Source organism: Candidatus Methylacidiphilales bacterium (genome assembly GCA_030054035.1).
Classification (GTDB): Bacteria; Pseudomonadota; Gammaproteobacteria; order JASGCS01; family JASGCS01; genus JASGCS01.
This window is the reverse complement of record JASGCS010000006.1, coordinates 33,083-56,106: the sequence shown is the minus strand read 5'-3', so window position 1 is coordinate 56,106 and position 23,024 is coordinate 33,083. Positions and strand designations below refer to the sequence as shown.

Sequence of the window (23,024 nt, the reverse complement as noted above, 5' to 3'; positions counted from 1 at the left end):
TTTTATGCATGAAGCTAGTCCCCGAAACTATCTCTGGGTGCCACAAGATGAGCTACTAAGTGAGTTTGATGAGTATATTAAAGATCGCAAAAGAATACTGTTCTCGGGCAGATTTGGAATAGGTAAATCAACATTTGTCCAAGATTATTTTAAGAACGAGAAGTATAAAGCCAACTACTTTGTAGTTTGGATTAATCCCAATATATTTTTATTTTGCATTGATCCATAAATATACCAATCAGAATAATTAATCAAAAGTACTCAATTATTGATCCATAATCCAGGCAAAGGTATAATATAAAATTAAATAATCGCATTAACCCTAGTATATGAATTATATGTATAAATGAATCGTTGTTATTGAAGTGAAATGAAATAGTGCCTTTAAAGTTTTTGTTGTGAGAAATGCTGACTGTGGCTTGAGGTTCGTTTTTGATGGCGTTTTGTATTTTGTTAGAAACATCAGCGAAGATTTGACACTGTTTTAAGAGTAAGGTCTTCTATATACTATAATGCTATAGAATTATGAAAGAAATAATTAGATGTTCAAATTGATGATTTAATTTAATAAATATGGCAAATAAACCCACAACTAATTTAAAATTTAAAACCGTAATTAATAAGAATACTTTTTATTTTTTTAATCAAGATTATGAACAAAAATATGAAGGCTATCTAAACTCATTAAAAGAAATATTATTGATGTTGAAAAACGAAATTGATACAAAAGGATTAAAAAAGAAATATTTTGAAGCTTTGTTAATTGATAAAGAAAATGGGTTGAGGGCGTTACTCGCACTCACAGGTTTTTCAAATGAAACATTAAAAAGATTGACAACTATTATTCGTGTTGTTAATGATCCAGAATTGAGTAAATTAGTTTACAAAGATAAATGGTTTCAAAATGATGATATTGATAATTTAACAGAATGGTCAGATGAAAAGATTACGAAACTTATAAAAGAAAATAAATATTTTAGAAAAGGAATAATCAATATTTTTTTTGAAGGTTCAAGCATTCCATTTCTAACAAAAACAGTTCCTTTGTTTGAATTGAAAAAATTAAGCATTTCAAAATTAAAATTTGAATTGCCTGAAATGATTGATACCTTAATTAGATATAAGGAAAAAGGAAGTTACTCTGGTATGAGAGAAAACAACCCAGAATTATTAATAGAGAAAATACTTATTAACCTTGACATTCCATTCGAGAAAGGCGATTTAAGCAAGTTAAAAAATAGTGCACCAGATAATAAAAGAACAATGGATTTTATTGTCCCCAACCAGAGAAAACCGCTAATTATCGTAGAAAGTTCGTTTCTAGCAACAACAAGTTCCGGACAAGGGGACAAATCAAAAACGGAAATATCCATAGAAAAACTTATTAAGTCGCACTATCCAAAAGCTAGATTTATTGGCTTCGTTGATGGTGTCGGCTGGTATGTTAGAAAAGGAGATCTAAAAAGAATGGTATCAGCTTATGATGATGTTTTTACTTTTCATAAAGATGAATTGAGAAGATTCGAAAAATTACTTATTAAAATATTTCTTTAATTATAGGCCGAATGTCAAATAAATACTTAAATAAAATAATACAGGGTGATTGTCTAAAATTATTAAAAGATATTCCGGGTAACTCTGTGGACATGACATTTGCTGACCCGCCATTCAATCTAAAGAAAAAATATAACGGGTATAAAGATAGTCTAGAGTTTAAAGAATATATTGATTGGTGCGATAAGTGGATTAGTGAGATGGTAAGGGTTACAAAACCCACCGGATCAATTTTTGTTCACAATATACCAAAATGGCTAACTTTTTATGTGAAGTTATTAAACGAGCACGCGAATTTTAAACACTGGATTGCTTGGAATGCCCCTACTTCACCAATGGGAAAAAGCTTGCAACCAGGTCATTATGGAATTTTGTTCTATGTAAAAGAGCCCAAGCAAACAAAGATTAACGAAATCAGAATGCCTCACGAAAGAGAGAGGAAGTCCGCATATTTAAAAAAGGATTATGGTGGGAAAAAGGCAGGACTTCATCCGTTTGGTCCTTTGGTTTCAGATGTTTGGTTTGATATTCACAGAATTAAACATAACAAGTATAGAGACGCACACCCTTGCCAGCTTCCGGTTCATTTACTTGAAAGACTAATTTTAATGACTACCGATGAAGGCGATATTGTTTTGGACCCATTCAGCGGAACTGGCACAACAGCAATAGCTGCAAAAAAACTAGGTAGAAATTATATTGGTTTTGATTTAGACAAAAAATACACTCAGATTAGCGAAGCTAATTTGGAAAAAGTGAAAGCTGATTCTAAAATTGATAAGGTTTGGGTTAGTTTCTATCTCGATGAAATAAGAACCTTGAGAGATAAAGATTGGGATTCATTATCAAAACACTTTGAAATTCCTGAAAATCCGAAAGATATTGATTTTACAAAGATTAAGTTAAAACGAGAAGCAAGGAAGAACAAAGAAGTAATGTGGCGGGACAGTTTTCAAGTGGCACTAAATTCGGAAACAAAAAAGAAAAGATTAAAAAATGCACCCGCATTCCTCCCCAGATCCCTCTTTTGAGCAGGAAACCAACTGAGGCAGGTGACTCCCTTTCCCTCAGACAAATTGTATCGCTCTGACGAGTCCAGATAAGTGTTTTTAATTATTCGTATTTTCTCGAAACAGTTTCAAGCTTTCTCTAACCAAATTCTATAAAATTCACATTTTATGAAGGAAATCGTAAGGAATTTCCCGACCTCGTTTACTACACACCCGCTTGATGGGGGAAGGTCAGTGAGCTAACATTGGAAGATTACCTAAACGACAAAGTTACAATCAAACTATTGAAAGATCGGAGACAATACATTAGTGAATTAGGCGAAATTATTGATTTATTTGAACAGTATAAAAAGCCACTTGATAATCTAGGTATTTAAAGTTTAGATTACAAAAATCGCTTTAGCCCTAGTTTATGCAGTATATGTATAAATGAATCGTTGTTGTTGAAGTGAAAAGAAATAGTGCCCTTAAAGTTTTTGTTGTGAGAGATGCTGACTTTGGCTTGAAGTTCATTGCTGATGGCGTTTTCTAATTTGCTACTGTCGGAAGAGAGTATGAAATTTTTTGTTGTTGGTTTAGTTTTGGCTTCTGTTTGTTTGAGAAGGCCTTGTGCTAACTTCTCAGCTTGGCGAACGCTTAGTTTGTGTTTTATTATCTCTGAGGCAACTTGAAGTTGTTGCTTTTCATTAAGAGGGACTAATGTGCGGGCATGGCCTTGATCAAGTAGTTTTTCAGATAGAAATGTTTTTACTTCTTTGGTGAGGGTGAGTAGTCTAAGACTGTTCGTTACTGCAGATCTGCTTCTTCCAATCATTGATGCGATATCTTCGTGAGTCGCGCCATGTTCTTTGATAAGGCTATTAAGTGCAAACGCCTCTTCAATTGGATTAAGCTCTTCTCGTTGAATATTTTCTATAACCGCATACATTGCAGAGTCACGATCGCTTACCTGGCGCACAATAGCAGGAATGGTGTTTATGCCTGCCAGAGCGGCAGCCCTCCACCTTCTTTCCCCTGCGACGATTTGGAAGCCATCTTTGTTGTTTTTTCTGACAATGATTGGTTGAAGAATGCCCTTTGCTAAGATTGATTCTGAAAGCGCCTTGATTGTATCTGCTGGAAATTGTTTTCTCGGTTGATATGGATTTGGTTCTATTGACGAGATATCTATTTTTAATAATTCAGAATCCCCATAGCGAGTATCTCGCTTTTCTATACTTTTGATAAATGCAGTCATGCCACCTGTTCGGGCAAGTCGATCTCCAGTACCTTTACCTAAACTTCCTTTACCTAAACCTCTTTGTTTGTTCAAGCGAGCGCTCCTTGTTTTGTTTGATTGGCAATGTTCAATATTTCTGAGGCAAGTGCTAAATATGCTAAAGTTCCCCTAGATCCTTTATCATAATACATACAAGGTTTTCCGTGACTTGGGGCTTCTGCCAATCTCACATTTCTTGGGATTAATGTATCAAATACTTTTGTGCCAAATTCTTGTTTTAATCTTTCAGCAACTTCAATGGCTAGTGTCATTCTGGCATCGTACATAGTTCTTAGCACTCCTTCAATAGTTAATTGCGGGTTTAACGATTCTCGTAAAGTAGTTATGGTATCCACAAGTCTGGCAATACCCTCCAGTGAAAAAAATTCACACTGCATCGGTATGAGAACGCTTGTGGATGCGATCAGCGCATTTAAGGTTAATAAATTTATTGCAGGTGGACAGTCAATTAGTATGTAAGCGTAGGTATCTTTGATTTCCTGCAGTGATTTTTTAAGACGGTGTTCGCGCGAATCAATCGAGAGCAGGTCAATTTCAGCTGCAGTTAACATCGCTTGAGATGGGATTAAGTCAAAACCAAAAGCAGGAAGTCGTATTGTGGCTTGAGCGGCACTTAAATGGCCATGGAGAATTTGATACGATCCTGGTAGAGTAGACAGGTCTTGGGTTTCTTCAATGCCTGATACGCAAGATATCGTTGCGTTGGCTTGAGGGTCTAGATCTATCAATAGAACTTTTTGACCAAGGCTAGCAAGACTGGATGCTAGGTTTACTGATGTAGTAGTTTTACCTACCCCACCCTTTTGATTGGCGATTGAAATAATCACATTATTTTGAATTGCTTAGACTAATAAAAAATCTTGTTGATGAGTTTGGGTGCGGAGTGGTTTCTAAATTGACATGTTTATATTTTGAGTTTAATCGTTTGATTTCTCCATCAACCCCTTCGCCTTTAACTGTAACTATTTTGCCATTTTCAGAAAGTTGGTCTTTTAAAAGGTGATACAACTGTCTTAGCTCACCAAATGCACGAGCCACTACAGTAGTAAATCCATTGGGAATTATTTTCTCAGAAGTTGGAGTTACAGTGCTGTTGAGTACGGTGACATTTGTTAATTGTAATGCTTGCACCGTCTCTCTTAAAAACCAAGCCCGCTTTTCTCTACTTTCAATAAGATAAAAATGCACCTCGCTCAATTGAATAGCTAATGGAATACCTGGCAACCCAGCTCCACTTCCTAAGTCTAGCACTGCATTTCCTTGAATATGATCAGTGTACAATAATGACTCTACGATATGCTTCTCCCAGAAATCTACCATACTGTTCCTGCTCACGAGGTTTATTTTTTCATTCCACTCAGACACCAATTGTTGGTAGGATCTGAGTATGGGCTCCTTAAGAACTATTTTCATTATATATATTATAATTAGTTGCATGAAGAATAGTACAAAGACTACCCAATTAATTGTTGCCCTGGATGTTGACACTTGGGAAGAGGCCAGACAAATCATTTTAGAACTCGGAAACTCTTGTAATTTTTATAAAATTGGATACCAGCTATTCTTTAGAGAAGGTATGGGCTGTGTCAATAAAATACTGGAAAGTAATAAAAAAATATTTTTAGACCTTAAATTAGGAGATATTCCTAGGACAATTGCTTCGGCAGTTCAAGCAATCCCAAAAGGAGTCTCAATGATAAGTATTCAAGGCGATCCAACCAGCGTATCAGTTGCTAGACAAGAAAGACCTGATCTAGAGGTGTTTTATTTACGCAGCCTCTCTAGCAGTCGATCCATAGAAGAAATGGATGAATCATTAGTGGCTCAAAGTTGGTATGAAGCTCTGGATGCGGGCGCTCAGGGGCTCATCGTTTCTGGCGATTATCTGCGATTATTTTTACAATTACAGCAAACGGTTAAATCTTTAGCCTCAGTTAAAATAATTTCACCTGGGATACGATTAGAAACTCAAGAAAACAATGACCATCTGGCTACTATCACCCCCCAGCAAGCTAGACAAATGATGATTGATTATATTGTCGTGGGCAGACCAATTGTGCATGCAAGCAATAGATTAAAAGAAATAGAAAAGTTTATTTAACCCGCATTTCATGGCAATACTTTACTTTGTGGCTAGAAATGTTTTCATAAGAGCCATTGAAGTCATTATCATTACGAAGCGCAAGATAGTTGGTAAATCCCGATTACTATTATGTCGACCTACGGGCGGTCTTACTGACTCCCTTGGTGTAATGTATAAGTGTATTCAATACGCAAAGAAGTATAATCGATTATTAATAATTGACACGACATTGTCAGGCCTGCATGACTCGTTGGCTAATTATTTCACATTGCAAAAGCCTATACCTGGTTTGCTGGGGCTGGAGTTGACTCCTGTGCTTACTGAGCAGATCATTGCGATGAGCACCACTCAGCCGTTTCAAAAAAATAGAAATGGAATAGAAATGTTACAGTATCAAACAGAAATTAATGCTCATACTAAAAATTGTATTGAGCCCCTTTCAGGAGAGCCAACTTCATTTGATTTGACTAGGGATTACAATTCAGATTTTCTAATCTACCATTATTTTGGAGGAGGCGCGCATAATGCTATAAAGGTACTACCGTATCTGAAATTGAGACCTGAAGTCTCCCAGAAAATTGTACAGCGCACAAATTCATTTAGCGCTCTAAAATATGACGCAACGCATATTAGATGTACCGATTATAGTATTGACTATCAAGTTTTCCTCCAGAAGCTCCAAAGTAAGTTAAAAACAAAAACATTATTACTATGTTCTGATAATCAAGAGGTTATAGAATACGCAAAAAATAATTTACATTCTATTGAATTACTATTTACCAATTCATTCGCGAGTCTTGACGGTACCCCACTTCATGCTGAGGAAAGTAGCTATTACACATTATCTCAATCGAAGCGATACAATTTAAATATTGACCTATTAACTGATTTATATGGACTTAGTGGATCTGTGCGATTTCACCCAGCCATATTACTGCCTAGTAAAGCCCAAACTGTTAAATATTCAGGATTTACTATCTTAGCAATGCATTTACAAAAACACCAGACAATCAGAAATAAAATCTTTGTTAATAATGATTAATAGTTTGGTAAAAATAATTAGGTAGCACTGTTGTGATTATTCTAAAGATTATATTTACACCTTTATTGTTTTTTATAAAAGAAAAATATTATTATTTTGCTTTTCGAGAAGTGCGAGTTGTTTTCTGTCGTAGTATGGGGGGGTTTACTGATACGATGGCAAGCATACATCGCTGTTTACAATATGCAATAACTAATAACAGAATGTTAGTGATTGACACATCATATTCTGGTCTACATGACGCCTTTGCAAAATATTTTGTCCTACAAAAAAATTTACCAATTCGTGTTGAGCTTGAGTTAACTGAAGCGTTGAAGCAAAAAATATTTGCACTACCTTCAACGCAACCATTTTTATTACATAAGACTACAGAACAAAAAATGAACTATAATTTTGGTTTTGATAATTCAGGTCTTATACTTGGTTATATAAATCCCGATTCAAAGCAACCAACCTTCTTTGATTTGACCAAACCCTACGATTCGCAACTATTGATTTATCAGAATTCCGTTGGGTTTCAAGATCTACAAGAAATAAAATCTTTAGGAGTTTTTACATGGTTTAGAGTAAAACCAACAATTAGCAACCAAATAATTTCTAGATTAGAACACTTCAATGGGAAAATGTATGAATCAATTCATGTGAGATGCACTGATTACTTTTCAGATTATAAAACATTTTTTGAGAAAATAAAACCTGAAATAACCTCCACATATCTCTTAATTTGTTCGGATCGACAGGAAGTGATTGAATATGGTATGCAGTATTTTACTGGCCAGATAGTTTTATCGACTAATTCATTTTCAAGCGAAGATAATGCCCCCTTACATGATAGATGGGCGAGATATAGTAAAATTTCTAAGCAGGAAAGATTTAAGTTAAATATTGATTTATTGGTAGATTTATGTGCGTTAAGCGGGGCGTCAAAATACCATCGTATACCTATAACTAAAACTAAAGGATTCACGCCACAGTATTCTGGATTTTCTAATGCTGCGTTTTATCTCCATCATAATCAACATGAGCGAAAGAATTTTTTTGGAATATAAGATCGACCCATTTCCCTAATGCATTTTAATAAAATAAAAAAGCAATTGTACGGAGCAAAAAATCCTTCATGCTTATTAATTAAAATACAGATCAACCCACTACTCATTGAGCATTACGACTTGATTAGAGATACAGTCGTAGCTATATTAGAGGAGTTGAATTCGGGAACGCTACGCAAAGTTCATATTCCGGTACAAGAAATTCTGCTCTACCAACAAAATAAAATTAATTCTCTTTTTCAAAACCTAGCACCAAAGAGCAATATTATAGATTGTGGCGTCTGCTATGGGAATCCCATAGAGATTTCTACCTTAGAACAATCTCTTGTAACAGTGCTTAACAATCGCAAAGAAGGAATTGGAATTATGGGAGTTATTGGTACGAACGCAACAATGAAAAAACCTTTATACGATATTGAGACTGTTAGTGTGTCAGTACCAGCACTTACATTTTCAGATTATGTACAAATAGTGAGAGGTAAAAAGATTCCTGATCGATTGAGATTGCAAATCTACAATGCGTTAATAGAATCAAATAATCCTCGTGAGGTTTTAACCAAATTACAATTACTAAAACCAAATATTCGCTCCCAGTGGGCAGGTTTACATAACCAAAGCATTGCGAACTACTTTCAATATGTACCGCAAGGAATCAGTTCATTTGAAAAAGCAATATTTCAAATTATCCCGCCACTGGTATCAGTAGAACACGCTTCGGTTTTGATTATTCCAAAACTCGTTGCAATACTTGCCAAGTCCCCAGCACTGAGTGGCTACGAATTAGCCAGTCAATTGCAATGTAATAGAGCTACAATCAGAGAATTACTTCAAGCGCTCTCTAATTCTGGCATTTGTAATTCATTACCACCTGTATCTATTGATCGAGAGCCATTAAGTAGCTCTTCTAAAAAGCCTTATTTGCAACTATTTAGTTTGCCTGGACTTCGGGCAATCATTGCTAAAAGCGCTCATATTTCACAAGAACTGTATCAACAATATGTTCCCCTTGATGCGCTTGGAGCAATGTTACATACCACTATCTCGCAAGAGACTAGCATGTATTCTGAAGGTCTCCATGGCATATTGATTAAGAAAAAAAATAATGAAACAATATTATTTAGTTGTAGTTCTACAGACACGATAAGCGCCTTGGCGGCGAGAATTAAAAAAAGAAATGCACAAATTGGATTTTTTGTAACCGAGAAATCCGAACTCAAAATCCATCCTTTAGATAAAATTATCCAACTACCAATGCAATATTGTTATCTTTTATGATAGCGCTGTGTTCACTCATTAGGATTATATATCGGTGGTATTATGTAATTAAGTATTGTAATTTTACAATTATGATTTCCTTCTGGCGAAGAAAAACCCAAGCGCCATGTTTACTTCATTGGAACCATAAAAATCCTAGCGTTTTACTTTGCAGGCCAATTGGTGGGTTTGCTGATATACTTTTTTTGATTCACACTTGTTTGCAGTATGCTAAAACATACCATAGAACGCTGATCATTGATACTGAGTTATCGGGATTTAAAGATAGTTTCAGTTACTATTTTGAATTACAGCACCCATTACCTACTGCAGTATTGACTAAGTTCCCAAAGGAGTTACTACCAATCTTAGCAACATATCATTCTTTACAACCATCTCTAAAAAATAAAATAGGGTTTGATAAATTTAACTATAACACTGTATATGATGAATCGTCAAAAACTTATTTAGAGGCTGATTCACTTTTGCCCATTCGATTTGATCTGAATCAAGATAATAATTCTGAGCTTCTTATCTACCATCATTCAGATGGCTTTTGTGCTGAAGATATTACTACACTCGGTATGTTTTCTTACTTTAATGTGCTACCAGAAATAAGTAATATTATTTATCATAGAATCAAGCATATAGTCTCAGGCAATGAGTATGAGGCAATTCACATACGATCTACTGACTATAAAACTGATTATAAAGAATTTTATAAAAAAATTAAACCACAAATTAGTAAACCAATAATTCTGATTTGTTCGGATAATCTGAATGCAATTAACGATGCTCGAAAATATTTCAAGGAACATACTGTGCTTACTACTGGCTCTTATGCAAGTTTAGATAACACTAAACTCCATGGAATTAAGACCCTAAAAGTAATAAACTATCATCGCAATGTTGAAATGCTGACAGATCTTTTTGCTTTAAGTGGTGCTTCAAAATTATATGTATCGGAAGTGGTAACTCTAAAATATGAAAAGATTGAACCAAGGTTAACAGGATTTTCAAAGATTGCGTACCACCTACAAAAACACCAAGGTCAGAGAGCGGCTTTTTTTAAAGTAAAAAATTAAAATATTCTTTTACGCAAAAACACAAAAGATACCAGTAAACTTATTCCTACCAATCCTGCTAGTGAGAACAGGCCGATTCCAGAGATTGTTTGTCCACTCGCAATCTCTCTAATCAAACAAAAAAGATAGTACACTGGGTTGTATAACAGTATCCATTGAAAATTCGGATCTATGCTTTGCAACTCATAAAAAACACCTGAACAGTAGATTAAGGGTAGCAGCATTAAACTAAATTTTGCACTAATTGAATCCCAATCTTGTGAATAGCAAGCTGCCACGATTCCCAGCAATGCAAAACTGAATGCTAGGATACTGCAGATCGCAATTACTTCAAGCATGGGCAATATCCCGGGAAGTTTCATGCCAAACAAAAACAACACACCGCCTATGCATATTGAAGATAGCAGAGCGCTAATCGTAGCAGTCATTATCAGAGCCAAATACACCACTTCTTTCCCTAGTGGGGGCATAATAAAATCTACAATATAATTTTCCATTTTTGCATGGACTAGTCCAAAAGCAGTTGAAGCAAAGCTATTGGTTATCACTGAGGTTGTGACCAACCCAAGTCCAATAAAAGTCATGAAATCAAAATTTTGAATGATGAGATCAGATGGTATCGGAGCAGTTTTTATGATAATACCAAAAACCACAATCATACCTAATTCAGGAAGTAAACTAAAATGTTTTGAAGACCATTCGCGAATTAATTCTTTCTTGACTAAGGTAATAAACGAAATACCAAGCATCACTGTTTTAAATTGTATCCACTTTTAGTCAGCCGCATCGCGCCATACCCTAACGATATATTGATTAGCACTAAAACAAAAAATGAAATCATAAAGCTAGATTCATTGATGCCCAATAAACTCCCACGCACCCCATCCATAAAGTAAAACACTGGATTGCCATGTGCCAATTGACGAATAGTCTCTGGTAAGGTGGCCTGTAAATAAAATCCCCCAGATAAAAATGTCAGGGGAGTAATGACAAAGGTCATCATTGCAGACAAATGTTCAAATCGTTTTGCCACGATACCGGCGATATAACCAATCTGAGCAAATAATAACGAACCTAAAAATGAAAATAAAATAAAGTAGAAAAAATTATTAGCATTGAACTGGGTAACCAAGCTTAGACTTAGCCAGACTGCAGCGCCAGTTAACATTCCCCTCGTTGTCGCCGCTAAAACATACGCACTGTAAAATTCAAATGAAGACAAAGGTGCCATAATAATACTTGGCAGGTTTCTTTGTAATTTTGATAATAATAATGAAAATGAAGGGTTAGAAAAAGCAGACATAGCCATCGCCATGGCGCATAATCCAGGCACTAAAAAATGGGTATAGGGGAAATTATTTACCGTCAAGGCTAACTTTGCTACAGTTAAATGCGCAATTCCTAAAAACAAAAACGCACTAATTACTGGAGTTAAAAAGGTTTGAATATAGACGGAGAGAAAGCGAATAATTTCTTTACGATATAACGCATACCATCCAATGTGATTTTCAATTACCATGACTTTTTAAACAACTAACATTAATTCTGTTTGTAAATAATATAGTCATTATACACCTCATTATAACTTGTAATAAATACATATTAAATAAAAATAAATCCCTATATTATTAAGTATAACAATAACTACTAGAGCACTGTAGTAATCTAATAAATTTCAAAATATTAACATTGTAAAATAAATTAAGGTATACGAGTAGTTTTTAAGATTTATCTATTAGAATATTGATATGAAACAGAGCGCTCAAAAAAGAGACTTTATTGAAAGGTCAATTGCTTTTTGGAATCCTGGTAAGACACAGTCTTGGCAGGATATGGGCGTTGACTTAGTTATTGACAGAAGAGAGGGTTACTTCCTATATGATTACGATGGCAAAAGACTGATTGATATACATTTGAATGGCGGCACTTACAATATTGGTCATCGCCATCCTGAAGTGGTAGAAGTAATGAAGGCAGCTACTACGAGGTTTGATATTGGTAATCACCATTTTCCTGCCATTGCGAGAACTGCATTAGCTGAGACATTGTGTGCTTTAACGCCTGGTAATTTGAAATATACATTGTACGCGTCTGCAGGGGGAGAGGCAATTGATTTAGCGCTCAAAACTGCAAGGTCTGCAATGGGCAAGAAAAAAATAGTTTCAATTATCAATGCGTATCATGGGCATACAGGGTTAGCGGTAAAAGCTGGCGCTCCTCGGTTTAGTGAGTTGTTCTTGGCTGAAGATACAGAAGGAGAATTTGTCCAAGTGCTTTTTAATGATCTAAATGCGATGGAAGAAGCATTGCGAAGACGAGATGTGGCCGCAGTTATCATGGAAAGCATTCCTGCTACCTATGGATTTCCTATGCCTGCAAAAGGCTATCTATCGGGAGTAAAAAAATTATGCGAACGCTACGATGCTTTATACATAGCTGACGAAGTACAAACTGGGCTAATGAGATCTGGTTCTTTATGGGCAATTAGCAACTACGATGTTGAGCCAGATATTCTAGTAACTGGGAAGGGAATTTCAGGAGGCATGTATCCAATTGCATGTGTCGTGGTCTCTGAACGATGTGGGGCATGGATGAAAAAAGATGGGTTTGGACATATGGCTACTTTTGGAGGTGCCGAGATAGGCTGTGTGGTGGCAATGAAGGTACTCGAAATTTGCACTCGTCCTGCGGTAGTATCCATGGTGGGTTACATAGCAAGCTACATGAGAGAAGGGTTAGATGCGATACGAGAAAAGTACGGCGATTTTTTTATTGGCATACGACAACATGGAGTAATTTTGGGATTAGAGTTTGATCACCCCATTGGCGCCAAGATTGTCATGAAACATTTATATCAAAATGGAATCTGGGCAATTTTTTCTTCACTAGATCCTACCGTCTTACAGTTTAAGCTTGGCATCTTAAAAAATCTTGAATTATGTCAAGAAATACTCTACCGATTTGAAAAATCACTAGCTTCTGCAAGTGAGGAAGCGCAAGAGGTGCCAAGAAAATAAAATGCCTACGCTAGATAATCAAAATATAGATCCAGTCGCATTTAGATTACTCGTTGACATTAGTCAAAGTGATGCAAGTCTAACATCTCATGCTACGCAAATCCTTGAGCATGCCCAATGGGCAAGCGAAGTATTTAGACGCTATAGTCACAGCAAAGTTCATGAGATAGTTTCTAGTGTTGCAGAAGTAGCTTATCAACATGCAGCAAAATTTGCCCAACTCGCAGTGGATGAAACTGGGTTTGGTGTCGTTGATGATAAAACAATTAAAAATCAATTAACAAGTAGAGAGCTCTATTCACATTATAAAAATCACGATTATATTTCTCCAAGGATTTCTGCAGATGGAACTTGCGTTGAAATTCCAAGACCAGCCGGAGTTATCTTTGCGCTCATCCCTTCTACCAATCCAATCGCAACCATTAACTTTAAAACCATTATTTCTCTGCTTACTAAAAATGCCATTGTGTTATGTCCGCATCCATTGGCAAAGCAATGCAGCGCCCAAGCCGCTGACTTGTTAATTGCCGCCGCTGAAAAAGCTGGCGCTCCATCTGGAATTATTCAAGTGATTCGGGAGCCAAAATTACCATTTATTCAAAAATGTATGCAGTCAAATAAAACTAATTTGATTTTAGCGACCGGCGGTCCTCAAATGGTACGCGCCGCCTATTCTTCTTCAAATCCTGCAATTGGAGTAGGTCCGGGCAACGCACCAGTTTTTATTGATAGTACGGTTAACTTTTCAGAGGCCGTCAAACATTTAGTCTCAAGCAAATCATTTGATAACTCAGTACTATGTACTAATGAATCGGTGCTGATTAGTTTAGAATCAGATTATAAAAAACTTGAAACAGAACTAGGCCGGGCTGGCGCTTATGTTTGTTCAGATGAGGAAGTAAATAAATTACGAAAATTGTTATTTTCTGAAGTCGGTTTTAATGTTGAGGTGATTGGAAAACATGCGAGTTGGATTGCCACACTGGCTGGCATGCGAGTTCCAGCCAACACTAAAGTACTAGTTTGCCCAATCCACACTATAGGAGTAGAAGAGCCACTGAGTAAAGAAAAACTATGTCCAGTGCTGGCTTGGAAAAGAGTTGCTACTCGAGAGCAAGCCTATTACTCTGCGAGACAAGTATTAAATCTCAGTGGAGCTGGGCATTCTGCCGCGGTGCATAGCGATGACGGACAAGTAGTTATGGATTTTGCACTCCATGTTCCGGTCTATAGAGTAGTGGTTAATGCTCCATGTAGCCAGGGTGCAGCAGGGTTTGGTACTGGGCTCTCCCCATCCTTTACCATTGGCACAGGGTTTTTTGGGAGAAGTTCAGTGGGTGATAATATTGGGCCCCAACACCTCGTGCATTGGGTCCATGTTGCCCCACATAAAAGTAATACTAAATCACTACAAGAATATTTAGATGCTCAAATTGATTTTCCCGGTGAATTGATTAAGATTCCACAAGATGGTGTGGGGATAGAACAAAAAGTTTTTCAAACCCTCGCTACCCAAGTTACCCAAGGTCTAAAAACAAAAAATATTGACGCGCAACTTAAAGCTGAAATTAGAAAATTAATTCAGGAAGAAATGACTAGAGCTAAAAAGCGATGAGCGAATTACGATCATTTATTTGTATTGACAAGTTACAACCGCAAACTATGTCATATATGGCAACTTGGATTAGCGGAAGTCTGCCGAGGATGAATGTCGCAGCCCAAATCATTGAAATCGCTCCAGGGCAAGATATAGAATATATTACTGATATTGCTTTGAAGTATGGAAGGGTGCAGGCTGGAATTCTTATTGTTGAGCGGCAGTTTGGTTATCTAGAGTTTCATTCTGAATCTATAGCTGAAGTGAGAGCCGCAGCTCAAGCAGTGCTTGATACTCTAAATTTGGATATTAACTCTGTCATTAAGCCGCAGATTTTTGGCTCTAAGATTATCACCAATATTGACGAACAGCATGCCTACCTTATAAACAGAAATAGAAAGGGTTCGTTATTGTTAAAAGGTGAATCGGTATTCTTAATGGAAGTGCAGCCAGCATCGTATGCTATTCTGGCTTGCAATGAAGCAGAAAAACAGGCGCAGGTTAAAGTCATTGATTACCGCATGATTGGAGCAAATGGCAGAGTCTATTTAGCTGGCACTGAAGCCGAGATGCAAAACGCACGGCAGGCTGCAGAAAATGCCCTAGCTCAAATTGCTAAAGGAATTAATTCATAATGGATGTAAATTTAAAACAAACCATTCAGTCTGTGATCCGAGAAGTGCTTCAAGAAGAGTTTAGACAGCAGCCTGACCATAACCGTGCTTTTGCTGGGCAAACTCAATTGGTTAGTATTGCTAGTGACGCAGACCTAAATAAATTCGCCATCACCATTGCTAAGCTATGCAACAGCCAAGAGATTGTCTCACAACTTGAACGCGGTGCCGTGCAATTTACTTTATCTAAAAATAATCAAACTACTCCGAGTTTTGCTCGTGGGAACACCGTGCATCTCGTCGAGGGTCTAATCACTGAAAAGAAGATCAGAAGCCTACCTAGCACTACTGATAAAATAGTGGTAAGTGCTGGTTGTATTATTAGTCCAATGGCATTAGATATAATTCGTTCTAGAAAAATTAAAATTGAACGATCTAAACAATGAGGCGTTAAAAATGGTAAGAGGAAAAGTAACAGGTTCAATATGGTCAACGCGAAGAATTGATACTTTGCCAAAAGGGGCATTGTTGGAAGTCATGCTTGCTAATGGTACTATGGTAGTTGCCTATGACCCAATCGGTTGCGCAACCAATCAAGAAGTGCTTATCACACAAGGTTCCGTGGCAGCAAGTTTTTTTCCTTCAAGTAAAAACCCAATTGACGCAATCATTGTAGGTATTATTGATAGCCAACCAGAAATCAAAAATAAATAAAATATATGACAAACGAAAAAAAACAAAAAGTAGCAAATAAACCAACAACTGAAGTAGGAGATACAAATATGAGTACACAACAAGCAATAGGTATGATAGAAACAAAAGGGTATGTGGCAGCACTTGCCGCAGCCGACGCAATGGTAAAAGCAGCAAATGTGACTACGGTTGCCCGAGTAGAAGTGGGTGATGGGTTAGTGGCAGTGATTATTAGAGGAGATGTTGGCGCAGTCAAAGCAGCTACTGAAGCGGGTTCAGAAGTGGCCGCCCAAGTTGGCCAACTCGTCTCCGTTCATGTTATCCCTCGACCTCATCAAGATTTGGAAAAACATTTTGATATTGGTGAAAAATAAACTAAGCGTACATGTATAAATTACGGGTGTACATGACCGTGCCATATTTGCAACCTCAATTTGTTGCATGGCTCAGTTCGCCGACACGGGCCAGAGGGTATCCACCTTCAGAAGGTGATCATAGTCTTTTTATTGAAATTGAGCCGGCATTGGCAATTCATAAAATTGCAGACATTGCGATTAAGTCTAGCCCAACCTTAGAATTTGGCATGTTATATACCGAACGGCAGTTTGGACTCCTAGAACTACATGCCAAAGACAAGCAGTTGCTCGAGGTGGCTGGCGACAATATTCTTACTTATTTAAATGTTGAGAAGGGGCAATTAACCCCTCCGAAAGTCCTTTATTCCGATATTGTTGAGAATATTAATGATCAGCACGCCATCATACTTAATAGAACTAGAGAGGCTTCCATGATAATTCCAGGGGAATCGCTCTTAGTCTATGAGCTAACCCCAGCACTCTATGCAGGATTAGCGGCAAATGAAGCGCTAAAATTCGCTGAAGTTAAACTGATTCATGTAGATCTAATCGGTGCAAGTGGTAGAATATTTATGTCTGGTAGTTTCCAGCAATTAAAAAAGGCGCAAATTCAAATGGATAATGTGTTACAATAAAAAACAGTATTACACTCAAAGGAGACCTATATTATGAATAATACAAGAAGAAAATTTTTACAATCAACTGGACTAGTTGCAACTTTAGCAAGTATGGGAGTTGGATCTAGCATTCTATCAGCTTGCAGCGGAACTAAATCTAGAAATGATCACCTTAATATTTTATGTTGGGAAGGTTATAACTCAGAACGCGTACTCGGACCGTTTAGAGCCAAAAATCTTGGAGCAAAAGTTCGTGCCGAGAGTGGAACAAATGATCCTGATATGATCAATAAATTAAGAGCCGGCGAGACAAATGTTTGGGATTTAATTAATGTAAACCAACCATGGGCCAGAGCACAATTGTTTCCAAGCAATTTAATTAAAACATTAGATAAAGATAGGTTTCTTAAATATTATGATTTAATGATGGATGAATTTAAAGGCCCCTATCCTTATGCGTTTGATCAATCAGGAAAAGAATTAATCGGGATGGTGCAAAGATTTGGACCTTTTAGCTTCGTGGTTAATACTGATAAAGTTTCTAGAAAAACTGCAGAAGACCAAGGCTTTAAATTATTTTTAGATCCAAAAATGAAAGGAAAATATGCAATTTTAACTTATGATGATTGGAATATTATCCACCTTGCCTTAGCAGCTGATCTAGATCCTTCTAAAGAATTTAGCGAAGATGACTTTAAGAAATTTAAGTTGGTTAGCGATCAAATATTCAAGAACGCAAAACTTCTTAGTGATGATATGACTAAACTAAATCAAGCGCTAGTCAATAATGAAATTTCTGCATACTTTACTGGTGGCACCTATACCGCATCGCCTGCTCGTATTGAGGGCCATAAACAAATTAGAGCTATTACTCCAGCCAAAGGCCCAGTAGATGGAAAAGGCGGAGTGGTTTGGGTAGAAGTAACTTCTTTAGTTAATAATCCAAACCCATCAACCTTGGCTGCTGATTTCTTAGAGTATGTTCAGCAACCAGAAATTAGCAAAGTTGTCGCGTTTGCAGAAGGTACGCATAACCCAGTCGCACAGATGGGAAATCCTGAAGTACTCAAGCAATTTTTACCTGATGAACTAGACGCACTGCAATGGGATTCGTTAAAAGAAGAAATGGCTCGGTCAATTGATTATCCGATTGTGCCTTCACATGATAAATTGATAGAAATTATCACCGCTGCGAAAAGAACTGGGTAGTGAAAAATAAACAAATTATCAATACAAAATTTATCTAAATATTTTTCTGACCAAGCGGTACTTAAAAATATAGATCTTGAAATTGAAAAAGGTGAATTTTTTTCTATCGTCGGGCCTTCAGGTTCAGGTAAAACAACCTTATTGAGAATTTTAGCTGGCCTTGAGACATCATCTCAAGGCCAGGTTTTGTATAATAATATTTCCTTAGAGACGATTAGCCCAGAGAAAAGGCCAACTTGTCTGGTATTTCAATCACTCGCTTTATTTCCACATCTAAGTGTGGGTGCAAATATAGAGTTTCCCTTAAAGATCCGCGGCGAAACAGCAGAATCAAGAAAGAAGACTGCCTTAGAGCTACTGAGCTTTTTTAGACTACCTGCTCATTTTTATAGCAAAAAAATCCATGAATGTTCAGGAGGAGAAAAACAAAGAATTGCTCTTGCTCGAGCATTAGCATACAATGCTGAAATTATTCTTTTTGATGAGCCGTTGAGTGCGCTTGATTATCGACTTAAAAAAACTTTAGGAAAAGAAATCAAGGAACTTCATAAACGCACAGGAAAAACATTTGTCTATATTACGCATTCTCTTGAAGAAGCTATGGTGATGAGTGATAGACTGGCAATTTTAGATAAGGGTAGCATCGTCCAAGTTGGCACCCCTTCGCTTATCTATACCAACCCAATCAACTCGTTTGTTGCTGATTTTATGGGGGAAGTTAATTTTATTTCTCCTGCTCAAGCGCTCAAATGGGCAACTTCTGACGCAGCAAAGCAAAATATAAAAAAAATCACTAACAGCAGTACTTCAGGAAAAATTCTGATTCGTCCCGAGCATTTTTATGAAACCACAGACTCGAACGATGCAATAATAGCTTGCAACGGTGTTATTAATGAAGTGTATCATTTCGGTTCTAAAGTACAATATTTAGTAGATACGCATAGCGATGCTATGTTGACTTACGAATCACAAGATTCAAATTCTGAAGTGCAAGAGCGAGTCGGAAAAAAAATCTCTCTAGCAGTACACGCTGAGCACCTAAAATACTTACCATCATAACGGCTGGGCATGAGATGCTATTTACGCTAAGAAAAAAAATCTCTATAGGCTTTGTCTTAAGCATTCCAATGGTAACGCTATTGCTGGTTGCGTTTGTCGGACCACTAATCATCGTGGCACTTTACTCGGTCATGCCTTCTGGAAGTTTTGATTTGTTTCATATTCCCACTATTGAAAATTATAGAAAGTTTTTTGCCAATCAATATTACCACTCATTGTTTATTTCAATCTATGTAGCCTTTATCTCAACGGTGGTATTGCTGATCTTGTGTTATCCCATGGCATATGCGATGGCAAAAATCTTTAAGAAATTTAGTCTTTTTATAACGGTTGCCATAGTTTCACTTTTATTTATTTCCGAAGGGGTACGGTTGTATGGTTGGGTCATAATACTTATGAAAGGAGGGCTCTTAGATGGATATTTGCAGTCATGGTTTGGCGCCAGTGCGTATAGTGACTTGCTCTACAATACCTCGGCAACGATATTTGGATTAATTTATAACTACTTCCCTTTTATGTTATTTCCCCTAGTGCAGAGTATTTCTGGCATTCCAGAGGACCTTCGTGATGCGGCTAGAGATTTAGGCGCGTCATCAAAACAACTATTCTTTCAAATTGATTTACCCCTCGCCATGCCAGGAATTATTGTAGGCTCACTGTTAACATTTGTTTTTTCAATTGGGTCAATGGCAGAAGCTGAGATTCTCGGTGGCAAAAAAGTAATTATGATTAATTATGAAGTGCAAAATGCATTTAGTTATGCGCAAAATTGGCCACTCGGCTCTGCGGTATCCATGATGATGATTGCGTGCATTGTTTGTTTGCTTATCCCAATAATGAAAATGATCAAAGCGACATGAAACGAATAACCATTCAACTTCCTGCAAATTGGTATTGGTATGCCTACGCACTCGTAATAGTTTTTATATTATATTTGCCGCTTTTAGGAGTAGGGCTGGCATCATTTTCAGCCGACCGCTACATACATTTTCCAATTACAGACTATTCGGTTAAGTGGTATGGCGTTGTACTTCAATCTGAGGAAATCGCAAATCTCACCGCGTATTCATTAGCAATATCTGCTATTGTATCTGTAGCATCTATGGTGTTTGCGTTTTTTGGCGCACTGGCATTTACTCGCTATCAATGGTGGGGCAGGTCCTGGTATCAAAAATTTATATTAATTCCAATATTTTTCCCTCAATATGTGCTCGGGCTCTCTATGCTTCTGTATTTTAACGCTATTGGTATAACACCATCTTGGCAAACCACTATTATTGCTCATTTGGTTTGGATCGCGCCGATTGCGACACTCATCGTTGTGGTGTTGACGCATAAACTAGACCCTGCTTTGGAAGAAGCCGCTAAAGTGCTTGGCGCCTCACACCCAGTAGTCTTACGAGAGATTACCTTTCCGCTCTTGCTTCCTGCAATAGTCACTGCAGGCATCTTTGCGTTTTTATTATCTTGGGGCAACTTAGCGCTCACTTTATTTACTTCTGGTGTTGATAATACCTTATCCAAGTGGATGTTTACTAAAATTAAAAGTGCCTATGATCAAAAAATACCCACACTTGGGATTTTGTCTATGGTATTTTCTGCTTTGGCGATGGCACTTTTTTTTATTTTCATTAAAATATGGGGAAATATAAACAAAAAATATAGTAACATAATTTAATGGCAAGGCAACCTGAGGAGACATAAATATGTTTACATCATTTGAAAATAAAAGCGTAGTTGTGACTGGATCAAGTAAAGGCATTGGCAAAGGCATTGCCAAAGTTTTTGCTAAAAGTAAAGCCAAAGTTATGATCGTAGGTCGGAACAAAGAAGATTCAATAAAAACAGTGCAAGAACTAAAAGTTCATGGTGGAACTGTGGATTATTTTATTGCAGATGTTACTAATCAAGACCAAGTTGAACAATTAATGCGAACAGCTTCTGATAAACATGGTGGCATAGATATCCTTTGTGCCAATGCCGGAATTTTTCCACAAAAACCATTATTAGAAATGACGACCGATGATTGGGATTTTGTTTTAACTACTAATTTACGCAGTTGTTTTCAAACGGTTAAGGCCGTGGTGCCCTACATGCAAAAAAAAGGCATGGGTAGAATTATAGTTACCTCCAGTATTACTGGACCGGTAACTGGGTATCCAGGCTGGTCACATTACGCTGCCAGTAAAGCCGGTCAATTAGGTTTTGTCAGAACTGCATCACTTGAATTAGCAAAATACAATATCACCGTTAACGCAGTATTACCTGGAAATATTTTGACCGAAGGGCTGATTGCGCTCGGCGAAGATTATCAGAAAAGCATGGCCGCCACAATACCAATGAATAAATTAGGCAGCATAGAAGATATCGGCTATGCCGCTTTATTTTTCGCCAGCAAAGAAGCTGGGTACATTACTGGTCAGACAATAATTGTAGATGGTGGGCAAATTTTACCTGAATCCATTGATGCGCTTAACGCGACAAAATAATTGAACAGTAACACTGAACACCAAAAGTATCTTGCCGAGCTTAAGCTAATGGCAGAACAAGCTATTGCTAGCTGGGGATTTACTAAAGAATCAAGCGTCTCGCTACTCAATCTTTCAGAAAACGCTACATATTTAGTCAAAGCCCCGAATGGCGAGAAGTCGATATTGCGATTACACAGGCCTAATTACCACAGCAAACTATCAATAGCCAGTGAGTTACAGTGGTTAGAAGCGTTGCGCAAGCAAACCAATATAGAAACTCCAGTAGCGACTCGCGGTGTTAGTGGCGAACTAATCTACTTAGTCCATAGTAATGTCATTGAACCTAGGCATGCGGTAATGTTTGAATTTTTACCCGGCAAAGAACCTGACGCCGATCGTGAGCTGAGCAAATCATTTATCCAGTTAGGTGAGATAACTGCCTTGATGCACCAGCATAGTAAGACTTGGAAAATTCCTCAAGGTTTTGAACGACTGGAATGGAATCTTGAAACTATTTTTGGTCGCAATGCGCATTGGGGTGATTGGCGAGACGCTCCTTTGGTCTCAAAACAACATAGTGAAATTATAGAACGAGCTGTGGAAATTATTAAATTTAGAATCTCTCAATTTAATCAACATGGCGATAAGTATGGCTTAATTCATGCGGACCTTCGGCTGGCCAATTTATTAGTTCATGAAGGCAAAGCTTCAGTGATAGATTTTGATGACTGCGGTTTTGGTTTCTATCTGTATGATTTTGCTACCGCAATTTCTTTTATTGAAACTGATCCTCTCGTGCCCGAATGGCTTGAGGCTTGGAAAGCTGGCTATCGAAAAAAAGCCGAACTATCAACTAGCGATGAACAAGAAATACCAACCTTTATTATGCTTCGGCGACTGGCATTGCTGGCTTGGGTCGGCTCACATAGTGAAACTGACCTAGCGCTTAGTATGCTACCACATTTTGCTGCTGATACTGCAAAACTTGCTAAAGAATATATAATTTCTTACGCATAAATTGCATTAAGATATTAC

Annotated in this window: 26 protein-coding genes; 21 read left to right on the top strand and 5 right to left on the bottom strand. The window is 37.2% G+C overall.

Annotated elements, in window-relative coordinates:
* The first annotated feature begins 4 nt into the window (after positions 1-4).
* From QM538_05375 to QM538_05365, 3 genes are all read left to right on the top strand, one after another.
* Positions 5-229 (top strand): hypothetical protein, encoded by a 225-nt coding sequence (locus QM538_05375; protein ID MDI9347916.1) that lies wholly within the window; start codon positions 5-7, stop codon positions 227-229.
* A 344-nt stretch (positions 230-573) separates the two neighbouring features.
* The gene (locus QM538_05370) at positions 574-1,554 is read left to right on the top strand and encodes a DpnII family type II restriction endonuclease (protein ID MDI9347915.1); all 981 of its coding nucleotides are present in this window, start codon (positions 574-576) and stop codon (positions 1,552-1,554) included.
* A gap of 11 nt (positions 1,555-1,565) precedes the next feature.
* Positions 1,566-2,585 carry a DNA methyltransferase gene (locus QM538_05365; protein MDI9347914.1) on the top strand — a complete coding sequence of 340 codons (1,020 nt, stop codon included), beginning with the start codon at positions 1,566-1,568 and terminating at the stop codon, positions 2,583-2,585.
* Positions 2,586-2,949: 364 nt separating this feature from the next.
* On the opposite strand, the gene QM538_05360 is transcribed toward QM538_05365, so the two are convergent.
* Genes QM538_05360 through rsmG form a run of 3 tightly spaced genes read right to left on the bottom strand, consistent with a single transcriptional unit; the run spans position 2,950 to position 5,256 of the window.
* A complete protein-coding gene (locus QM538_05360) occupies positions 2,950-3,876 on the bottom strand; it encodes a ParB/RepB/Spo0J family partition protein (protein MDI9347913.1) in 927 nt (308 codons plus the stop codon).
* A complete protein-coding gene (locus tag QM538_05355) occupies positions 3,873-4,670 on the bottom strand; it encodes a ParA family protein (GenBank protein MDI9347912.1) in 798 nt (265 codons plus the stop codon). Before QM538_05355 ends, QM538_05360 begins: the two co-directional genes overlap by 4 nt.
* A 1-nt stretch (position 4,671) precedes the next feature.
* Positions 4,672-5,256 carry a 16S rRNA (guanine(527)-N(7))-methyltransferase RsmG gene (rsmG, locus tag QM538_05350; GenBank protein ID MDI9347911.1) on the bottom strand — a complete coding sequence of 195 codons (585 nt, stop codon included), beginning with the start codon at positions 5,254-5,256 and terminating at the stop codon, positions 4,672-4,674.
* A 22-nt stretch (positions 5,257-5,278) separates the two neighbouring features.
* Between rsmG and pyrF the strand changes: the two genes are divergently transcribed.
* The 5 genes from pyrF (at position 5,279) to QM538_05325 (ending at position 10,356) form a co-directional block, all read left to right on the top strand.
* Complete coding sequence (gene pyrF, locus QM538_05345; GenBank protein MDI9347910.1) at positions 5,279-5,944, top strand: orotidine-5'-phosphate decarboxylase; 666 nt, start codon at positions 5,279-5,281, stop codon at positions 5,942-5,944.
* Between the two features lie 10 nt (positions 5,945-5,954).
* Positions 5,955-6,968, top strand: a complete 1,014-nt coding sequence (locus QM538_05340; protein ID MDI9347909.1) for a hypothetical protein — start codon at positions 5,955-5,957, stop codon at positions 6,966-6,968.
* A gap of 32 nt (positions 6,969-7,000) precedes the next feature.
* Complete coding sequence (locus QM538_05335; protein MDI9347908.1) at positions 7,001-8,017, top strand: hypothetical protein; 1,017 nt, start codon at positions 7,001-7,003, stop codon at positions 8,015-8,017.
* Between the two features lie 45 nt (positions 8,018-8,062).
* Entirely contained in the window at positions 8,063-9,292 is a 1,230-nt protein-coding gene (locus tag QM538_05330) for an HTH domain-containing protein (protein MDI9347907.1), read from the top strand.
* Positions 9,293-9,363: 71 nt separating this feature from the next.
* Positions 9,364-10,356: a hypothetical protein gene (locus tag QM538_05325; protein ID MDI9347906.1), complete on the top strand. Its 993-nt coding sequence runs from the start codon at positions 9,364-9,366 to the stop codon at positions 10,354-10,356.
* Here QM538_05325 and QM538_05320 read toward each other — a convergent pair.
* Positions 10,353-11,105 carry an ABC transporter permease gene (locus tag QM538_05320; GenBank protein ID MDI9347905.1) on the bottom strand — a complete coding sequence of 251 codons (753 nt, stop codon included), beginning with the start codon at positions 11,103-11,105 and terminating at the stop codon, positions 10,353-10,355. The genes QM538_05325 and QM538_05320 overlap by 4 nt on opposite strands.
* On the bottom strand, positions 11,105-11,875 hold the full coding sequence (locus tag QM538_05315) for an ABC transporter permease (protein MDI9347904.1): 771 nt from the start codon (positions 11,873-11,875) through the stop codon (positions 11,105-11,107). Before QM538_05315 ends, QM538_05320 begins: the two co-directional genes overlap by 1 nt.
* A gap of 229 nt (positions 11,876-12,104) precedes the next feature.
* Between QM538_05315 and QM538_05310 the strand changes: the two genes are divergently transcribed.
* The 13 genes from QM538_05310 (at position 12,105) to QM538_05250 (ending at position 23,006) form a co-directional block, all read left to right on the top strand.
* Positions 12,105-13,373, top strand: a complete 1,269-nt coding sequence (locus tag QM538_05310) for an aminotransferase class III-fold pyridoxal phosphate-dependent enzyme (GenBank protein MDI9347903.1) — start codon at positions 12,105-12,107, stop codon at positions 13,371-13,373.
* A 1-nt stretch (position 13,374) separates the two neighbouring features.
* On the top strand, positions 13,375-14,988 hold the full coding sequence (locus QM538_05305; protein MDI9347902.1) for an aldehyde dehydrogenase family protein: 1,614 nt from the start codon (positions 13,375-13,377) through the stop codon (positions 14,986-14,988).
* A complete protein-coding gene (locus QM538_05300; protein MDI9347901.1) occupies positions 14,985-15,605 on the top strand; it encodes a BMC domain-containing protein in 621 nt (206 codons plus the stop codon). The genes QM538_05305 and QM538_05300 overlap by 4 nt, the downstream gene beginning before the upstream one ends.
* Positions 15,605-16,030, top strand: coding sequence for a hypothetical protein (locus tag QM538_05295; protein MDI9347900.1), 426 nt, complete (start codon positions 15,605-15,607; stop codon positions 16,028-16,030). Before QM538_05300 ends, QM538_05295 begins: the two co-directional genes overlap by 1 nt.
* Before the next feature lie 10 nt (positions 16,031-16,040).
* Positions 16,041-16,298 (top strand): EutN/CcmL family microcompartment protein, encoded by a 258-nt coding sequence (locus QM538_05290; protein MDI9347899.1) that lies wholly within the window; start codon positions 16,041-16,043, stop codon positions 16,296-16,298.
* Between the two features lie 68 nt (positions 16,299-16,366).
* Positions 16,367-16,651: a BMC domain-containing protein gene (locus tag QM538_05285; protein ID MDI9347898.1), complete on the top strand. Its 285-nt coding sequence runs from the start codon at positions 16,367-16,369 to the stop codon at positions 16,649-16,651.
* An 11-nt stretch (positions 16,652-16,662) separates the two neighbouring features.
* Positions 16,663-17,268 carry a hypothetical protein gene (locus tag QM538_05280; GenBank protein ID MDI9347897.1) on the top strand — a complete coding sequence of 202 codons (606 nt, stop codon included), beginning with the start codon at positions 16,663-16,665 and terminating at the stop codon, positions 17,266-17,268.
* Between the two features lie 33 nt (positions 17,269-17,301).
* Positions 17,302-18,459 (top strand): PotD/PotF family extracellular solute-binding protein, encoded by a 1,158-nt coding sequence (locus QM538_05275; GenBank protein ID MDI9347896.1) that lies wholly within the window; start codon positions 17,302-17,304, stop codon positions 18,457-18,459.
* A gap of 69 nt (positions 18,460-18,528) precedes the next feature.
* Entirely contained in the window at positions 18,529-19,518 is a 990-nt protein-coding gene (locus tag QM538_05270; GenBank protein MDI9347895.1) for an ABC transporter ATP-binding protein, read from the top strand.
* A 14-nt stretch (positions 19,519-19,532) separates the two neighbouring features.
* Complete coding sequence (locus QM538_05265; protein ID MDI9347894.1) at positions 19,533-20,378, top strand: ABC transporter permease; 846 nt, start codon at positions 19,533-19,535, stop codon at positions 20,376-20,378.
* Positions 20,375-21,196 (top strand): ABC transporter permease, encoded by an 822-nt coding sequence (locus QM538_05260; GenBank protein MDI9347893.1) that lies wholly within the window; start codon positions 20,375-20,377, stop codon positions 21,194-21,196. The genes QM538_05265 and QM538_05260 overlap by 4 nt, the downstream gene beginning before the upstream one ends.
* Before the next feature lie 28 nt (positions 21,197-21,224).
* Positions 21,225-22,007 carry a 3-oxoacyl-ACP reductase FabG gene (fabG, locus tag QM538_05255; protein ID MDI9347892.1) on the top strand — a complete coding sequence of 261 codons (783 nt, stop codon included), beginning with the start codon at positions 21,225-21,227 and terminating at the stop codon, positions 22,005-22,007.
* A complete protein-coding gene (locus tag QM538_05250) occupies positions 22,008-23,006 on the top strand; it encodes a phosphotransferase (GenBank protein MDI9347891.1) in 999 nt (332 codons plus the stop codon).
* The last annotated feature ends 18 nt before the right edge of the window (positions 23,007-23,024 follow it).

What these genes read in the sequence shown, in the direction of transcription:
- QM538_05375 (MDI9347916.1), top strand. Translation starts at nt 5, where the DNA reads ATGCATGAAGCTAGTCCCCGAAACTATCTCTGGGTGCCACAAGATGAG.
- QM538_05370 (MDI9347915.1), top strand. Translation starts at nt 574, where the DNA reads ATGGCAAATAAACCCACAACTAATTTAAAATTTAAAACCGTAATTAAT.
- QM538_05365 (MDI9347914.1), top strand. Translation starts at nt 1,566, where the DNA reads ATGTCAAATAAATACTTAAATAAAATAATACAGGGTGATTGTCTAAAA.
- rsmG (MDI9347911.1), bottom strand. Translation starts at nt 5,256, where the DNA reads ATGAAAATAGTTCTTAAGGAGCCCATACTCAGATCCTACCAACAATTG.
- pyrF (MDI9347910.1), top strand. Translation starts at nt 5,279, where the DNA reads ATGAAGAATAGTACAAAGACTACCCAATTAATTGTTGCCCTGGATGTT.
- QM538_05340 (MDI9347909.1), top strand. Translation starts at nt 5,955, where the DNA reads ATGGCAATACTTTACTTTGTGGCTAGAAATGTTTTCATAAGAGCCATT.
- QM538_05325 (MDI9347906.1), top strand. Translation starts at nt 9,364, where the DNA reads ATGATTTCCTTCTGGCGAAGAAAAACCCAAGCGCCATGTTTACTTCAT.
- QM538_05320 (MDI9347905.1), bottom strand. Translation starts at nt 11,105, where the DNA reads ATGCTTGGTATTTCGTTTATTACCTTAGTCAAGAAAGAATTAATTCGC.
- QM538_05315 (MDI9347904.1), bottom strand. Translation starts at nt 11,875, where the DNA reads ATGGTAATTGAAAATCACATTGGATGGTATGCGTTATATCGTAAAGAA.
- QM538_05310 (MDI9347903.1), top strand. Translation starts at nt 12,105, where the DNA reads ATGAAACAGAGCGCTCAAAAAAGAGACTTTATTGAAAGGTCAATTGCT.
- QM538_05305 (MDI9347902.1), top strand. Translation starts at nt 13,375, where the DNA reads ATGCCTACGCTAGATAATCAAAATATAGATCCAGTCGCATTTAGATTA.
- QM538_05300 (MDI9347901.1), top strand. Translation starts at nt 14,985, where the DNA reads ATGAGCGAATTACGATCATTTATTTGTATTGACAAGTTACAACCGCAA.
- QM538_05295 (MDI9347900.1), top strand. Translation starts at nt 15,605, where the DNA reads ATGGATGTAAATTTAAAACAAACCATTCAGTCTGTGATCCGAGAAGTG.
- QM538_05290 (MDI9347899.1), top strand. Translation starts at nt 16,041, where the DNA reads ATGGTAAGAGGAAAAGTAACAGGTTCAATATGGTCAACGCGAAGAATT.
- QM538_05285 (MDI9347898.1), top strand. Translation starts at nt 16,367, where the DNA reads ATGAGTACACAACAAGCAATAGGTATGATAGAAACAAAAGGGTATGTG.
- QM538_05280 (MDI9347897.1), top strand. Translation starts at nt 16,663, where the DNA reads ATGTATAAATTACGGGTGTACATGACCGTGCCATATTTGCAACCTCAA.
- QM538_05275 (MDI9347896.1), top strand. Translation starts at nt 17,302, where the DNA reads ATGAATAATACAAGAAGAAAATTTTTACAATCAACTGGACTAGTTGCA.
- QM538_05265 (MDI9347894.1), top strand. Translation starts at nt 19,533, where the DNA reads ATGCTATTTACGCTAAGAAAAAAAATCTCTATAGGCTTTGTCTTAAGC.
- QM538_05260 (MDI9347893.1), top strand. Translation starts at nt 20,375, where the DNA reads ATGAAACGAATAACCATTCAACTTCCTGCAAATTGGTATTGGTATGCC.
- fabG (MDI9347892.1), top strand. Translation starts at nt 21,225, where the DNA reads ATGTTTACATCATTTGAAAATAAAAGCGTAGTTGTGACTGGATCAAGT.